Source organism: Aminobacterium mobile DSM 12262 (assembly GCF_000526395.1).
GTDB classification, from domain to species: Bacteria; Synergistota; Synergistia; order Synergistales; family Aminobacteriaceae; genus Aminobacterium; species Aminobacterium mobile.
In genome coordinates this window covers 148748-164910 of record NZ_JAFZ01000002.1, presented here as the reverse complement: position 1 = coordinate 164910, position 16163 = coordinate 148748, and the positions used below count along the sequence as shown (strand labels likewise).

Sequence of the window (16163 nt, the reverse complement as noted above, 5' to 3'; positions counted from 1 at the left end):
TATCTTTGTTCTTCGTTAACATATTTTCCCCCATATCTTTTACAGGGAGGTCATTAGGCGCATGGCCGAGTTTGTTCCCGTGGGCAGAATGCGGCAGAGGTTGACTTTCGGTCGTGCCAGGGATCTTGTAGAGATACCTGACATGATAGAAGTCCAACGCAATTCTTATGACTGGTTTTACCAGAGGGATTGTGATCCGGACTCCAGAAAGTTACAAGGACTGGAAGAACTTTTGAACGAAGTTTTTCCTATTGAGAGTTATGACGGGGCTTTCGCTCTCGAGTTTATTCATTATTTCATTGATGACCCTTCGGGAGATGAGGAAGAAGCTCGTCAAAGAGACCTCACGTGGTCCCAGCCCATACGTGCTACTATTCGCTTAGTTAATAGGAAAACCAAGGAGATTAAAGAAGAAGAAATATTCCTTGGTGATTTCCCTATTATGACGAAACGTGGCACCTTTATCATTAATGGGACGGAGCGAGTGGTGGTTAATCAACTTGCACGTTCAGCTGGTGTTTATTTTCATAAGGAAGAGCAGATTCCTGGGCAGGAATCCTATTCAGCGAAGATTATTCCTGATAGAGGAGCATGGCTTGAGTTTAATCTCAGCCCAGGAGATGTGCTGTCTGTCAATATTGATAACAGGAAAAAACTTCCTGCTACTATTTTATTGAAAGCTTTTGGTGTTTCAAACAATCAGGAAATTCTCGATATGTTTGGCGCCGAAGCTGAAGAGATTGACCTGACAGAAGAGGAAACGAAAGGTCGTCTTGTGGCAGAAACTGTTCTTGATGGCGATGGAAATGAGATAGTGGCAAAGAATAGCCGGCTCACCAAAGAGCATGTGGAAAAACTTTGGGATCTTGGCCGCACCAAGATACATGTTTGGGCGGTGGATCCGGCTATTGCTGCAACGTTGGAGCGAGATAGCACGTCCAATAGTGATGAGGCTGTGTTAGAAATGTTCCGTCGTCTTCGACCCAACGAACCTGCACGAGTGGAAAATGCCAGAGAATATGTCTACAGTCTTTTCTTCGATACAAGACGTTATAACTTGGGGAGAGTGGGCCGGTATAAGATGAATAGACGGCTTGACCTTAATATCCCCGAAGATAATCGTCTTTTAACCTTGGAAGATTTGCGTAAAATTATTCAAGGGGTAATCGACCTTCGAAACCCGGAAGTTAGTGATGATGATATTGACCATCTTGGCAACCGCCGAGTCCGTTCAGTGGGAGAATTGCTTCAGAACCAGATTCGTATCGGTTTGCTTCGCATGGAAAGAATAGCTAAAGAGAGGATGACGACTATTCCAGATCTCGAAGCGGCCATGGCTCGAGACCTTATCAACGTTCGTCCTATTGCTGCGGCAATTCGAGAATTTTTTGGTTCTGGCCAGCTTTCTCAATTTATGGATCAGACCAACCCCTTGGCAGAGGTCACCCATCGTCGTCGTCTTTCAGCTCTTGGACCGGGTGGTTTGAGCAGAGAGCGAGCCGGGTTTGAGGCTCGTGACGTTCATCATACTCACTATGGACGAGTATGTCCTATCGAAACTCCGGAAGGGCCTAATATCGGTCTTGTTACGTCACTTGCAACCTATGCACGTGTAAATGAATACGGCTTCCTCATGACGCCACGCAGAAAAGTAGTGGATGGGAAGGTCATGAATGAGATTGTCTATCTTTCTGCTGATGAAGAAGACGACATGTATATCGGGCGAGCTAATACTTTTATTGATGAGGATGGTTATCTTGAAAAAGAATGCCACACTCGCTATAGAGGTGACATAGAGCTCGTCCCCAGAGAAATGGTAGATTACCTAGATGTGTCTCCCAAGCAGATAGTGTCGGTTTCAACAGCTTTGATACCTTTTCTGGAGCATGATGACGCAAATAGAGCTTTGATGGGATCGAACATGCAACGTCAGGCTGTTCCTTTAATTCAGCCTGAAGCTCCAGTAGTAGGTACTGGAATGGAGCATCGTATTGCTAAAGATTCTGGCTCTTGTGTCGTTACTGATGTAGATGGCGAAGTTGTGTATGTCGATGCAGATAAAGTTGAGATACGGACGAAAAAAGGGCTTCAGGTCTACCCTCTTGTGAAGTTCCGCCGTTCGAATCAGGGCACAATTATTCATCAGCGTCCTTCTGTTTACAAAGGCGAAATGGTTAAGAAGGGCGATATTATAGCTGATGGGCAATCGGTAGATAATGGAGAGCTAGCTTTAGGGCGGAATGTTCTCGTAGCGTTCCTTCCATGGGAAGGATATAACTATGAGGATGCTATTCTTTTAAGTGAGCGCTTGGTAAAAGAAGACTTTTATACGTCTATCCATATAGAAGAATATGAAATTGAGGCCCGGGATACTAAATTAGGGCCTGAAGAGATCACTCGCGACATTCCTAACGTAGGCGAAGATATGTTGAAGAACCTTGACGAATACGGCATTGTGCGGGTGGGAGCTGAGGTCAACGCTGGAGATATACTAGTAGGTAAGGTTACGCCTAAGGGTGAATCAGACCAGTCCCCAGAAGAGAAACTGTTGAGGGCTATTTTTGGGGAGAAAGCACGTGAAGTACGCGATACTTCGCTAAAAGTTCCTCATGGAGCGAGAGGGAAAATTGTTGCTGTCAAGCGCATGACTCGAGAAAATAACCCAGATGCTTTAAGCCCTGGCGTGAGTGAAGTTGTCAAAATATATGTTGCACAGCTTAGAAAGATTACCGTGGGAGATAAAATGGCTGGTCGCCACGGCAACAAGGGCGTGGTTTCAAAGGTCCTGCCTATAGAAGATATGCCATATCTTCCCGATGGTACTCCTTGCGATATTGTGCTGAACCCTTTAGGTGTTCCTAGCCGAATGAACCTTGGTCAGGTTCTAGAAACTATCATGGGGTTTGTTGCAGTACATAATGGCTGGCAGGTAGCTACACCTGTCTTTGAGGGCGCTCAGGAAGATGAAATCTTTGAGCAGTTGGAAAAACTGAGCAAAGAGAAATATCCTGATCTTACGTCAGACGGAATGATTACCTTGTACGATGGCCGTACGGGAGAACCCATGGAGAAGAAGGTCACCGTAGGGTACATGTATATGCTTAAATTGATTCACCTCGTAGATGATAAGATTCATGCCCGTTCTATAGGGCCTTACAGTTTAATTACACAGCAGCCTCTTGGAGGGAAGGCCCAGTTCGGTGGGCAGCGTTTCGGAGAAATGGAGGTTTGGGCTCTTGAAGGATACGGAGCAGCCCATATCTTACAAGAAATGCTTACTGTGAAATCAGACGACATCAGAGGTCGCTTGAAAACCTATGAAAAAATAGTTAAGGGGCAAAATCTAGCAAGGCCGGGAGTCCCTGAAAGCTTCCGAGTACTTGTAAAAGAGTTGCAAGGACTCGTTCTTGATGTGGAGATAAAGTACAGCGATGGAACGATTGGCGAGCTGGTTATGGATGAAGAAGATGAGGAAGGAGCCAGTCGTCGTAGTGTCGTAGCAGCTCCTGAAGTTAAAGAAAAAGCAGTAGAAAAACCTGTTGAGGAAGAAAATGTAGTGGAAGAGGAACAGAAAGAAATAGAAAATGCGGAAGAACAGGTGATCGAAAACATGCTTTTTGAAGGCGTGTTCGAAGATCGTAACGACGACCCAGAGGGGGCTGAAGAATAGATGAGCCAGAAAGAAATAGTTGGGGTCCGCATTAAGCTGGCTAGCCCGGAACGAATCAGAGAGCTTTCCAGTGGCGAGGTAAAAAAACCTGAGACAATCAACTATCGAACCCTTCGCCCAGAAAAAGATGGACTCTTTTGTGAGCGTATCTTTGGGCCTACCAAAAGCTATGAGTGTGCTTGCGGCAAATATAAGCGAAGCGGGCCTAAGTTCAAGGGGATCGTCTGTGATCGTTGTGGAGTAGAAGTGACCGATAATCGCGTTCGTCGCGAGAGGATGGGCCATATAGAACTGGCCGCACCTGTCGTTCATATTTGGTATCTCAGGGGAATTCCCAGTCGTTTGAGCCTTCTCCTTGGAACGAGCACGAAAGATTTAGAGAAGGTCGTATACTTTGCTCCGACTCGCAAGCGAGAGCCAGCTTATAAGATAGTTATGGAGGGCCGGCGTCCGGACTTGGCCAAACGTGGGGATGTCATTGCGGAGAGTGAGGTTAAAATTCACTCTTATTACGATTCCAAGATTAAGGCAGAAGAGGCATATCGAATTGTAAGTGTCGATGATATCCCGGTTAATGTGGGAGATGTCCTTACTGCTCAGCAAGTATCGAGGTATAAGACGGAATATGGTGATAGCCTTTTCAAAGTAGAGCCCGCCTTTGAATTCGTGACAGTGCCAGAAGGGCTGGAATTTACTCCTGGCGATGTGGCTTCTGCGTCTGAGCTGGATCGACTTGAAAAACTTGGTCTTGAGTTTGAGACCAAGAGAGCCATAGTGAACAATCAGGAAACTTTTGTCGTAACAGCGGCAGCGAAGCTTCCCTTCGCAAAGGGAGATATTGTGTCGTCCACAGAGTTTCAGATGTTCCACGAAAAATATCCTGGTCGTTTCATGGCTCAGGTTGAGACTGTTACCATAGAAGATCCTTGCTATATCGTTATAGATAAGGGATCCTCTCCTTTTGACCCTGCGGACATTATTATGGAGAGAGAGCAGCGCTTATGCGCAGCATATGATAAAAAATTCAATGCAGGCATAGGAGCTGAAGGTGTGAGAAGTCTTCTGAGCAAGATAGACCTCGATTTTCTGTGCGCTACTCTCAGAGAAGACGTTTCGGAGAGCACAGGACAGAAAAAGAGGAAGCTTATTAAAAGATTGCAGGTAGCGGAAGATTTCAGGAGGAGCCATTCCCATGTGGAATCCATGGTCTTAGAGGTATTGCCTGTTATCCCTCCAGATTTGCGACCTATGGTCCAGCTTGATGGTGGTCGATTTGCTACGTCAGATTTGAATGATTTGTATCGCCGAGTCATTAACAGAAATAATCGACTTCGCAAGTTACAAGAGCTACGAGCCCCTGAGATTATCATTCGGAATGAAAAACGAATGCTTCAGGAGTCAGTGGATGCTCTTATAGACAATGGTCGAATGGGGAAGGCAGTTCTTGGCGCAGGGAATAGGCCTCTGAAGAGCTTAACGGATCTTTTAAGAGGTAAAAAGGGTCGGTTCCGACAGAACCTTCTCGGTAAGCGAGTCGACTATTCGGGGCGTTCCGTTATTGTTATAGGCCCGCAGCTCAAAATATATCAGTGCGGGTTGCCGAAACAGATGGCTCTAGAGCTCTTTAAGCCTTTTGTAATCAGACAATTGGTCGAGCGAAACCTAGCTCCGAATGTGAAAAGTGCTAAACGATTAATTGAACGAGGACGAGAGGAAATTTGGGGGATTCTGGAAGAAATTATTAAGGATCATCCCGTACTCTTGAATCGTGCCCCAACACTGCATCGTCTCGGGATTCAGGCCTTTGAGCCTGTGCTGATGGAAGGGAAAGCTATTCGTCTCCATCCTCTTGTCTGCACAGCTTTTAACGCAGACTTTGATGGAGACCAGATGGCTGTCCATGTACCTCTTTCTCTTGAGGCTCAGGCAGAAGCTCGGCTTCTGATGCTTTCTGCCAACAACTTGCTTTCCCCAGCAAGCGGTCGTCCTATAGTGACGCCTACCCAAGATATTATCCTCGGTATTTACTATCTTACTGATCTGCGAGATGGTTTGAAGGGTGAGGGCGATTATTTCTCTAATATAGAAGATGTTCTCGTCGCATTGAACCATAAAGTAGTTCATCTGAATGCGAAGATTCGACTAAAGAAAGATCCTGCTTGGAACGTAGAAAGTGAGGATGATCGGTGGATAGAGACTTCACCTGGTCGAGCACTTTTTAATAGCATTCTTCCAGAGAAACTCCGCTTCATGAATAAGCAATTTGGTAAAAAAGCCATAGGAAAGCTTATAGACGAGGCCTACGATGTTATTTCTAGGTCGGAACTCGTTAGAATGCTCGATGGCATTAAATCTTTAGGTTACCATTGGTCTACGGTGAGTGGAATAAGCTTTGGAGTAAAATCCATTATTATTCCGCCGGAGAAAGAGGAAATTACTCGAGAGGCGGCTGAAGAAGACGAGGAATTAATGTCTGAATATGAGATGGGCATTCTGACTCAAGAAGAGTACCTCTTCCGTAAAGAGATACTTTGGTCAGATGCTGCTCGAAGAATCTCTGACAGTATCCTTGACAATATGGCTCACGAGAACCCCATCCGCATGATGGTAGATTCTGGAGCTCGTGGTAGTAAGAGCCAGATGGGGCAGATGGCTGGCATACGAGGACTGATGTCTGATCCGTCGGGACGAATTATTGACTATCCTATTACAGCTAACTTCCGTGAGGGTATGAACATGTTGGAGTATTTTATTTCCACTCACGGAGCACGAAAGGGATTGGCTGATACAGCTCTTCGTACGGCAAAGTCTGGATACCTCACACGCAGATTGGTAGATGTAGCTCAGGATATTATAGTAACTGACCATGATTGTGGAACTAATAAGGGTATTGAGATTCATCCTTTGCTCCAAGATGGCAAGGTCATGATTTCTCTTGCTGAGAGAATCATAGGACGAACTGCCCTATATGATATCTATCATCCTGAGACTGGAGAGCTTCTTGTAGAAGCTGGAGAGTTGATTTGGCCTCAGACTGCTGAAACCATAGATAAGCTCGGCATCTCTTCCGTTTGGGTACGAAGTCCCTTAACGTGTACGTTGAAGCGTGGAGTGTGTCAGAAGTGTTATGGAATGGATCTGGCTACACGTTCTGGCGTTGCGGTGGGAGAGGCTGTAGGCGTTGTGGCCGCTCAATCTATAGGAGAACCTGGAACACAGCTTACCATGAGAACCTTCCATACTGGCGGTGTTCGTATGACGGGAGAAGATATTACTCAAGGTCTTCCCAGAATTGAGCAACTCTTTGAAGTTCGTCGACCCAAGAAGGTCGCTTTCCTCGCTGGCGTTGACGGCAGAGTCTCTGAAATTCGTGAGATGGAAGGGAAACGGAAGGTCATTATCACGAGCAATGAGCCAGGGAAGGAAGAAAAGGTTACATATAACATACCTTCATCTCAGCATTTGCTTGTAGAAGAAGGTCAGGAAGTCAATCGTACCGACCATTTAACGGAGGGGAACGTGGATCCTCAGCAACTCTTGGAAGTGGAAGGTATAGAAGCGGTACAGCGCAGTCTTGTTGATGAAATACAAGGTGTTTATCGATCCCAAGGAGTCTCTATCAATAACAAACATATTGAGGTTATATTGAGAAAAGTAGCTCCTGTCAATAGAGTACGAGTTGTTGAAGAGGGAGATACCTCTTTTGTTGCAGGCGATCTCGTATGGGTTGATGATATAGAGCAAGAAAACGGGGCTATTCGCAAAGAGAATGAGAAGAACATTATGGAGGCCACTCGTATCTTCTCAGGAAGAGTTGTAAAAAATATTGTTGCGCAACGAACAAACGACACTATAGCTCAGTATACGAATGCTCCGTTAACAGAGGAAGCGATTCGTACCCTCCTTCGTCCTGGATATCAAATATCTGAAATGAGCCTGGAAGAAGAGGGCGGGCAGGATCTGGTTCTTGTTATAGGGGAAGCTGCTTTCCGTAAGCGGATGGAGGGGCTGGAGTTGATTCGACCCTTCAAGTCTGAAGATGGGAAAGAAATTTTGGCAGGTACTGTTTTGACAGCAGGGCAGCTTGGAATTGTTACAGCTGGAGACCCCGTAGCTATTTGCGTCCGAGATAAGGGAGCTATCGAGAAGCTTATCGACGGTGCTTATTTGGCAACAGATATAGTTGTAGATGGCGAAGTTCTTGCTCAGGGTGATCGAGCTTTCGCTCAAGATGTGGCCGATGTCTGCCTTAAATATGACGTACCGTCAATAAAAACATGGCATACAGTAGAGCGCATCTCAGTACTTGACGCTCTACAGGAGCGGTTAATGGATAAAATCTGGGGACGTCCTTTGAGTCAGGCTATTGATTATGAAGGGAATGCACTCTCAGATGTGGCTCAACTCGTAGACGCTCGGATTATTAGAGGGCTGGTAGATGCAGAAATATCTGCAGTGGATCTCGAGGGGGAAATTCTTACTCGAGAAAAAGTATTGCTAGAGCTTCTTAATGACCTTGTCTACGGGAAAGTACTTCTTGAACCTATCTTTGATAAGAAAGGGCAGCTCGTTATGGACAGTGGTCAGGAAATTAACCGGGCTATGATTGACCTTTTAGTACAATCTGAGGCGGAGGAATTTGTTGTTCGCCCCATCTCTGCTCGTTCTGACGAAAAACGATTGATATGGAATGTTACTTTTGTTCGTAAGCTTAGAGAGGGTCCAAAGTGCAAGCCTTTTGTTCACGGTATTACGAAGGCTGCCTTAGCTACAGATAGTTTCTTGAGTGCCGCTTCCTTCCAGCAGACAGCTCAGGTTTTGGCAGGTGCGGCAGTAAAGGGGGACTTGGATCCTCTGGAAGGACTCAAAGAAAATGTTATCATTGGACATCTGATACCTGCAGGAACAGGGGTAGAATGGTTTAAGGAAGTAGAAGTAGCTCCATTAGGAAAAGAAATAAAAACAGAACAACAAGCTCCGGAAACGGGAGAGTCTGAAGTAAGCCAGAACTCAAAAGAAGCATAATGTAACAGATAAGTGTTCGTTTATACCTTCATAAAAATGTTACATATGCAGTAATATAAGAGCCCGGAGATATTAGTCCTTGACATTACTCCGGGCTCTTTGTTATTATTCCTTGGTGCTTTCTGCACAGGAGGGTTTTTTATGCCTTTAAGCGAGTTGGCTACCAATTTAAGAATTGTGGGCGAACGGGAAGTGCGTAGAACCCTTCAAGCCAGACGCTTGAAAAAGCTTTTCGTTGCGCAAGATGCAGACCTAGGAAGAATAAAAGATATTTTGAAAGACGCAGAAGATCAAGGAATTTCTGTGGAGTGGGTGGAAGAAAAAATTCGGTTAGGTCGTGCATGTGCCATTAGCCGAGGGGCGTCAGTTGCTGGAATTGCCAGTTCTAAAGCAGGAAATTAACTAGAACTGGAAAGCATAAATAGGTGGAAGGAGGGAGTCTTGTGCCAACAATAAATCAGCTAGTTCGTCGTGGGCGTTCGGAAAAGCCAAAGAAGAGTGACTCTCCTGCACTGCAGGGGAATCCTGCTCGGCGTGGAGTTTGCACTCGAGTGTATACTGTTACGCCTAAGAAGCCGAACTCTGCTTTGAGGAAAGTTGCTCGTGTTCGTCTCACAAACGGGATTGAGGTGACGTCCTATATTCCGGGAATTGGGCATAATCTTCAGGAGCACTCCGTAGTCCTTGTTCGTGGAGGTCGAGTGAAGGACCTGCCTGGTGTGCGATATCACATCGTTCGGGGAACGCTTGACTGTGGTGGCGTAGAAAACCGTAAAAGAGGACGTTCTAAGTACGGAGCCAGAAGGCCCAAGTAGTGTACTTAGCTTAGGCTAAGAAAGTAAGGAGGGATTGTCACCATGCCGCGAAAGGGGCATGTTAAGAAGCGCCAAGCACTAGCCGACAGTATGTTTGGAAGTGTTGCTGTAGCGAAGTTTGTAAGTAGTTTGATGAGGGGCGGCAAGAGAAGTGTTGCCGAAAAAACGTTTTATCGAGCCCTTGAAATTGCTGGAGAACGACTAGATGTAGAGCCTTTTGAAGTCTTTCAGAAGGCCATGGATAATGTGAAGCCGCTTGTAGAAGTACGAGCTCGTCGAGTAGGTGGAGCGACCTATCAGGTTCCTGTGGAAGTTCCTGCTGAAAGAGCCGAGGTTTTAGCTACGCGGTGGATCGTTTCTTTTGCTCGTTCTAAAAAAGGGATGCCCATGGCCGAGCGTCTTGCAAGAGAACTCGTTGATGCTTATAAGGGCGAAGGTAGCTCCATTAAGAAAAGAGAAGACACCCATAAAATGGCGGAAGCTAACCGTGCCTTTGCTCATTATCGCTGGTAATGCGCTGCGTCCCGAGTTTGATTAATTTTTTCTAGCTTGGTGGTGAAGTACGTGCAAACAAATATGGAAATGAAAAAAATTAGGAATATCGGAATTGCCGCTCATATTGATGCGGGCAAGACGACGACCACTGAGCGTATCCTGTTCTACACTGGACGTAGCTACAAAATTGGCGAGGTTCATGAGGGTGCTGCCACCATGGACTGGATGGAGCAGGAGCGCGAACGGGGGATTACCATTTCCTCCGCTGCTACAACGTGTATGTGGCGTGATTGTTTTATCAATATAATTGATACGCCCGGCCACGTGGACTTCACTGTTGAAGTGGAGCGCTCGATGCGTGTCCTCGACGGTGCTGTTGCTGTTTTTTGTGCCGTGGGAGGAGTTGAGCCCCAGTCTGAAACGGTGTGGCGTCAGGCTGATAAGTATCATGTTCCACGTATCGCTTTTGTTAATAAAATGGATCGCGTTGGGGCGGATTTTGGACAGGTAGTTAAAGATATCCATGAGCGCCTTGGCGTACGATCCGTTCCTCTTCAGCTTCCTATAGGAGCGGAAGATCGTTTTTCCGGTATTATCGATTTGGTACGGATGAAAGCGGTCTTCTATAGGGATGATATGGGGACAAATCCTGTTATGGGTGACGTCCCTGCCGAGATGTTAGATGAGGCTAAGGCTGCGAGAGATGGGATGATAGAGACTCTGGCAGATTTTGACGAATCTATAATGGAGCTTTATTTGAACGGTCAGGATGTACCTGAAGACCTTATTTGTAAGGCTATTCGAACTAACACCATCGCTCTTAAAATCGTTCCTGTCATGTGTGGTAGTGCCTTCAAGAATAAGGGTGTTCAGCTTCTTCTCGACGCAGTGGTCGATTATTTGCCGAGCCCTATAGATCTTCCTCCAATTGAGGGGTTTGACCCCAAAACAGAAGAGGTTCTTGAAAGGCATAGCGATGTAAACGAGCCCTTGACAGCATTAGCCTTTAAGATTATGGTCGACCCATTTGTAGGAAGGCTTATCTTCACTCGAATTTATTCGGGAAAAATTGAAAAGGGAACGACTATTTATAACCCTGTAACCAAATCCCGTGAGCGTATTGGTAGAATCCTTCGGATGCATGCCAATAAGAGAGAAGAGCTTGACGAAGCGTGCGCCGGTATGATTGTTGCTCTGCCAGGATTGAAAGCCACTCGTACGGGAGATACTCTTTGCGACGAGGCTAAGCCTATAGTCCTTGAGTCTCTTCAGTTTCCAGAGCCGGTTATTTCTCTTGCAGTGGAGCCTGAAACCAAAAACGATAAGATCAAACTTACAAAGGGACTTGTTTCTTTGGCTGAAGAAGATCCTACGTTCAGAGTTCGTACCGATGAAGAGACGGGGCAAACTGTTATTTCAGGCATGGGCGAACTCCATCTTGAAATTATTGTCGACCGCCTGAAGAGAGAATTTGGCGTCGATGTTAAGGTTGGTCGGCCTCAGGTTTCCTATCGTGAAGCCATTAAAAAAGCTTCAAGAGCGGAAGGTCGCTTTATTAAGCAGACAGGTGGCCGAGGGCAGTATGGACATGTTGTTTTTGAAATGGAGCCATTGGCAGATGGCAAGGGCTTTGTCTTCGAAGATAAAATTGTCGGTGGAGTTGTTCCTAAGGAATACATATCTGCTGTCCAAAAGGGTCTAGAGGAAGCCGTCAACAACGGTGTTCTTGGTGGATTCCCTGTTATTGGCGTAAAAGTGGCCTTAGTAGACGGAAGTTACCATGAAGTAGACAGCTCTGAAATGGCCTTTAAGATAGCGGCTTCCATGGGTTTCAAAGAAGCTATGAGGAAAGCTGGTCCTGTCCTTATGGAGCCCATTATGTTTGTGGAGGTAGTTACTCCAGAAGATTATGTGGGTGATGTAATAGGGGACATTTCTTCTCGTCGAGGACGTATCGAGGGTATGGAGATGAAAGCGAATGCTAGAGTCATTCGTTCCTACGTTCCTCTTTCTGAGATGTTTGGTTACGCGACAGATCTTCGAAGCAAGACTTCTGGCCGTGCCACTTACTCAATGCAGTTTGATCATTATGAGCAGGTACCCGCAGAGATAGCGGAAAAACTTTTGAAAGCTTAATAAGTCTTTCAGGGAGGGAGCATAAAAAATGGCAAAAGAGAAATTTGAAAGAGCGAAGCCCCATTTAAACGTAGGGACCATTGGTCACATAGACCATGGCAAGACGACATTGACAGCAGCAATCACGAAATGTTTGTCGACGAAAGGCTGGTCGAACTTCGAGGCGTACGACATGATCGACAAAGCGCCGGAAGAGCGCGAGCGAGGAATAACGATCAATATTTCCCACGTGGAATATCAGACAGAGCATCGTCACTACGCTCACATCGACTGCCCGGGGCACGCAGACTACATTAAGAACATGATCACGGGAGCAGCTCAGATGGACGGAGCGATTCTTGTTGTTTCCGCAGCAGATGGGCCCATGCCTCAGACACGGGAGCACGTTTTGTTGGCCCGCCAGGTCAACGTGCCTGCAATAGTCGTGTTCATGAACAAGACGGACCAGGTCGACGATGAGGAGCTTCTGGATCTGGTCGAGATGGAGATCAGAGAGCTTCTGAGCAAATATGACTTCCCTGGCGACGACGTTCCCATCATTCGAGGATCAGCATTGAAGGTTCTTGAGGAAGGGACCGGTGCAGAGGACGATCCAGTGAGCAAGTGCATATGGGATTTGATGGCTGCCTGTGATTCGTATATTCCGGCACCACAGCGAGAGACCGACAAGCCATTTCTTATGCCCATCGAAGACGTGTTCACGATTACCGGACGTGGCACGGTTGTTACTGGTCGAGTAGAGAGCGGCATGGTGAAGGCAGGCGAAGAAGTTGAGATCGTAGGGATTAAAGATACGATGAAGACGGTAGCCACCTCTCTTGAGATGTTCAGAAAGATATTGGACGAAGCCATGGCAGGAGATAACGTAGGAGTTCTTCTTCGTGGAGTTGACAAGGAAGATGTGGAGCGCGGTCAGGTATTGGCGAAGCCCGGTTCCATAAAGCCTCATACGAAGTTCAAGGCAGAGGTTTACGTACTGAAGAAAGAGGAAGGCGGCCGTCACACACCGTTCTTTGCAGGATACAAGCCCCAGTTCTACTTCAGGACGACTGACGTAACAGGAAGCATCAAACTCCCAGAGGGAGTTGAAATGGTAATGCCAGGGGACAATGCCACTTTTGAGGTAGACTTGATAGTTCCTATCGCTATGGATAAGGGACTTCGTTTTGCCGTCCGTGAAGGTGGACATACTGTCGGTGCTGGTGTTGTAACTGAAATTCTTGGGTAACCCCAACAAAGGGGGTCGTTGATTTTGGCAAAGAAAATTCGTATTCGTCTGAAGGCTTTTGATCATAGAGTGTTAGATAGCTCTGCCTCTCAGATAGCGGAAACGGCGGAGAGAAGTGGGGCGAAAGTATCTGGCCCTATCCCTCTGCCAACGGAAATTAATAAGTATACTGTTTTGAAATCCCCGCACAAAGACAAGGATGCGAGGGAGCAGTTTGAAATGAGAACTCATAAGCGCTTAATTGACATTGTCAATCCTACTCAAAAAACTATGGATGCGCTTATGCAGCTGAACCTTCCTTCTGGGGTGGACATCCAGATCAAACTGTAGGAAGCTCTGAGCTGAAAGGAGTGGAAGTTGATGAGCATTGGAATTCTGGGGCGAAAGCTGGGTATGACCCAGATATACAACGAAACAGGGCAAGCCGTTCCTGTAACGGTTATCCAAGCAGGACCATGTCCTGTAGTTGCACTCCGAACCCCCGATAAGAACGGTTATTCCGCTGTTCTTCTTGGCTTCGGAGAAATGAAGCCCCACAAGCTCACAAAGCCTGTGAAAGGGCAGTTCGATAAGGTTAACGTAGAGCCTCAACGGTACTTGAGAGAATTTCGTCTTGGTAGTGTTGATGGATACGAAATAGGGCAGGCTATTGATGTTTCCTTTTTCAAAGAAGGGGAAAAGATTAATGTAGTCGGCATGAGCAAGGGTAAGGGCTTCGCTGGTGTTATAAAACGTTTTAACTTCGGTGGAACTTTTGCTACCCACGGTGTATCTAAAACTCATCGCCACCCTGGTTCCAGTGGAGCGAGCAGCTATCCTGGGAAAATCTTTAAGGGTAAAACCATGCCTGGGCGTATGGGTGGAGAAAGAGTTACCGTCAAAAACCTTACCGTTGTGGCAGTAGATACTGAAAACAATCTTCTGCTGGTTAAAGGGGCTGTACCTGGTACTAGAAATGGTATCATTACAGTCTACAAGCAGGATTAGGTCGGGAACAGAAGGAGGGCAGAACGATTATGCCTACTGTGAAGCTTGTTAGTTTTCAGGGTGAAGAGATAAGTGACCTCCAGCTTTCCGACTCTGTGTTTGCTGCGCCGATTCACGTACCGGCTATGCATCAGGTTGTTGTGGCTCAATTGGCGAACCGACGCCAAGGGACTCACAGCGCCAAAGGAAGAGGAGAGGTTAGCGGGGGAGGACGGAAGCCTTGGCGGCAGAAACATACTGGTCGGGCACGTCAAGGAAGTACTCGATCCCCGATTTGGGTTGGAGGTGGAGTGGCCCATGGCCCGAAACCTCGTGACTACAGCCAGAAGGTCAATAGAAAAGTTCGCCGTCTCGCGTTGAGAAGCGCACTTTCACTGAAGGTTCGAGATAATTTGTTGACCGTACTTGAAAACTTTGATGTGGAGACTCCGTCAACAAAATCTATGCTCGGGTTCTTTGAGAAAATCAGTGCAAAGAAACCGTTGGTTATCGTACATGAACCTAACGACGCTGTAGCGAAATCCGCTCGTAATATTCCAGGAGCGAGAGTTATTAACGTGGGCAATATAAATGTCTACGATCTTTTGAATTATCAGAGTCTGGTTCTGACACAGGAAGCCGTTGCCCGGATTGAGGAGGTGTACTCCATATGAAACTCCTTGCTCACGATATTATAATCAGACCGGTTATTACCGAAAAGAGCAGCCGGTTAATGGAGCATAATAAATATACATTCGAAGTACACACCAGTGCCAATAAAATTCAGGTTCGGCATGCTGTGGAAGAAGTTTTCAAGGTCAAAGTCACGGATGTCCATATGATGAGAGTCCGTTCTAAGCCCAAAAGGATGGGTGTTTTTGTGGGAAAAACCCGTTCTTGGAAGAAAGCGATTGTTAGCCTTGCAGAAGGCGAACGTATCGAGTTCTTTGAGGGCGCGAGCATTTAGGCAGGGGGGAGACGAGAATAATGTCTGTTAAAGAGTTCAAACCCTATACTCCTGGCCGTCGTGCAATGTCTAGTCAGTCTTACGAAGATGTGACAAAAAGCGAGCCGGAACGCGCCCTGACCGCCGCTTTAAAGAAATCAGGCGGACGGAACAATTTAGGTCGCATTACTATGCGCCGTCGTGGCGGCGGAGTAAAACGTCTCTATCGAGTTATCGATTTTAGACGGGATAATATAGGTGTTCCTGGCAAAGTTGCAGCTATTGAATATGATCCAAACAGATCTGCACGTATCGCCTTGGTTCATTATCTCGATGGGGACAAACGTTATATTCTTGCCCCAGCAGAGCTGAACGTAGGAGACACTGTGGTAGCTGGACCAGAGTCTGATATCAAACCTGGTAACGCATTGAAATTGAAAGATATACCGGTGGGAACTATTGTTCATAACATAGAACTCGAGCCGGGCTGTGGCGGGAAGCTTGTTCGTTCTGCTGGGACTTCTGCTCAAGTCATGGCTAAAGAGGGTAAATACGCTTATTTGAGGATGCCTAGCGGAGAGCTTCGGCTGGTTCTCAACGAGTGTATGGCTACGGTCGGTCAACTTGGCAATGTAGAGCATGAGAATATTTCTTTGGGAAAAGCAGGTAAAACTCGGCATCTGGGCCGAAGACCGAAAGTGCGTGGAATGGTTATGAACCCAGTGGATCACCCACTTGGTGGAGGAGAAGGACGAAGTAAATCGCATAAACATCCTGTCTCTCCGTGGGGAACTCTGGCTAAAGGTTATCGTACCCGGAAGAACAAGCCTAGCGATAGGCTCATTGTTCGCCGCCGGTATGCGAAGTAGCGTGAGGAGGGAC

The 16163-nt window shown here is 46.6% G+C and carries 12 protein-coding genes; all 12 read left to right on the top strand.

All coding sequences use genetic code 11. The features are described 5' to 3' along the window. The first annotated feature begins 61 nt into the window (after positions 1-61). Positions 62-3670 (top strand): DNA-directed RNA polymerase subunit beta, encoded by a 3609-nt coding sequence (rpoB, locus tag K360_RS0107635; protein ID WP_024822577.1) that lies wholly within the window; start codon positions 62-64, stop codon positions 3668-3670. Next, positions 3671-8695 (top strand): DNA-directed RNA polymerase subunit beta', encoded by a 5025-nt coding sequence (gene rpoC, locus K360_RS0107630; protein ID WP_024822576.1) that lies wholly within the window; start codon positions 3671-3673, stop codon positions 8693-8695. 141 nt (positions 8696-8836) lie between these two features. Next, positions 8837-9097 carry an RNA methyltransferase substrate-binding domain-containing protein gene (locus tag K360_RS0107625; protein WP_024822575.1) on the top strand — a complete coding sequence of 87 codons (261 nt, stop codon included), beginning with the start codon at positions 8837-8839 and terminating at the stop codon, positions 9095-9097. 41 nt (positions 9098-9138) lie between these two features. Then, the gene (gene rpsL, locus K360_RS0107620; protein ID WP_024822574.1) at positions 9139-9510 is read left to right on the top strand and encodes a 30S ribosomal protein S12; all 372 of its coding nucleotides are present in this window, start codon (positions 9139-9141) and stop codon (positions 9508-9510) included. A 42-nt stretch (positions 9511-9552) separates the two neighbouring features. Then, the gene (gene rpsG / locus K360_RS0107615) at positions 9553-10023 is read left to right on the top strand and encodes a 30S ribosomal protein S7 (protein WP_024822573.1); all 471 of its coding nucleotides are present in this window, start codon (positions 9553-9555) and stop codon (positions 10021-10023) included. A gap of 63 nt (positions 10024-10086) precedes the next feature. Then, positions 10087-12141 (top strand): elongation factor G, encoded by a 2055-nt coding sequence (fusA, locus tag K360_RS0107610; protein WP_034326956.1) that lies wholly within the window; start codon positions 10087-10089, stop codon positions 12139-12141. 28 nt (positions 12142-12169) lie between these two features. After that, positions 12170-13369, top strand: a complete 1200-nt coding sequence (gene tuf / locus K360_RS0107605) for an elongation factor Tu (RefSeq protein WP_024822571.1) — start codon at positions 12170-12172, stop codon at positions 13367-13369. A 24-nt stretch (positions 13370-13393) separates the two neighbouring features. Then, entirely contained in the window at positions 13394-13699 is a 306-nt protein-coding gene (gene rpsJ, locus K360_RS0107600; protein WP_034326857.1) for a 30S ribosomal protein S10, read from the top strand. Between the two features lie 30 nt (positions 13700-13729). Then, a complete protein-coding gene (gene rplC, locus K360_RS0107595) occupies positions 13730-14356 on the top strand; it encodes a 50S ribosomal protein L3 (protein ID WP_024822569.1) in 627 nt (208 codons plus the stop codon). Between the two features lie 29 nt (positions 14357-14385). Continuing rightward, positions 14386-15009, top strand: a complete 624-nt coding sequence (gene rplD, locus K360_RS0107590) for a 50S ribosomal protein L4 (protein ID WP_024822568.1) — start codon at positions 14386-14388, stop codon at positions 15007-15009. Further along, a complete protein-coding gene (gene rplW, locus K360_RS0107585; protein ID WP_024822567.1) occupies positions 15006-15302 on the top strand; it encodes a 50S ribosomal protein L23 in 297 nt (98 codons plus the stop codon). The genes rplD and rplW overlap by 4 nt, the downstream gene beginning before the upstream one ends. A gap of 20 nt (positions 15303-15322) precedes the next feature. Next, positions 15323-16150, top strand: a complete 828-nt coding sequence (gene rplB / locus K360_RS0107580) for a 50S ribosomal protein L2 (protein ID WP_024822566.1) — start codon at positions 15323-15325, stop codon at positions 16148-16150. The last annotated feature ends 13 nt before the right edge of the window (positions 16151-16163 follow it).

What these genes read in the sequence shown, in the direction of transcription:
- rplC (WP_024822569.1), top strand. Translation starts at nt 13,730, where the DNA reads ATGAGCATTGGAATTCTGGGGCGAAAGCTGGGTATGACCCAGATATAC.
- rpoC (WP_024822576.1), top strand. Translation starts at nt 3,671, where the DNA reads ATGAGCCAGAAAGAAATAGTTGGGGTCCGCATTAAGCTGGCTAGCCCG.
- K360_RS0107625 (WP_024822575.1), top strand. Translation starts at nt 8,837, where the DNA reads ATGCCTTTAAGCGAGTTGGCTACCAATTTAAGAATTGTGGGCGAACGG.
- rplW (WP_024822567.1), top strand. Translation starts at nt 15,006, where the DNA reads ATGAAACTCCTTGCTCACGATATTATAATCAGACCGGTTATTACCGAA.
- rplD (WP_024822568.1), top strand. Translation starts at nt 14,386, where the DNA reads ATGCCTACTGTGAAGCTTGTTAGTTTTCAGGGTGAAGAGATAAGTGAC.
- tuf (WP_024822571.1), top strand. Translation starts at nt 12,170, where the DNA reads ATGGCAAAAGAGAAATTTGAAAGAGCGAAGCCCCATTTAAACGTAGGG.
- rpoB (WP_024822577.1), top strand. Translation starts at nt 62, where the DNA reads ATGGCCGAGTTTGTTCCCGTGGGCAGAATGCGGCAGAGGTTGACTTTC.
- fusA (WP_034326956.1), top strand. Translation starts at nt 10,087, where the DNA reads ATGGAAATGAAAAAAATTAGGAATATCGGAATTGCCGCTCATATTGAT.
- rplB (WP_024822566.1), top strand. Translation starts at nt 15,323, where the DNA reads ATGTCTGTTAAAGAGTTCAAACCCTATACTCCTGGCCGTCGTGCAATG.
- rpsG (WP_024822573.1), top strand. Translation starts at nt 9,553, where the DNA reads ATGCCGCGAAAGGGGCATGTTAAGAAGCGCCAAGCACTAGCCGACAGT.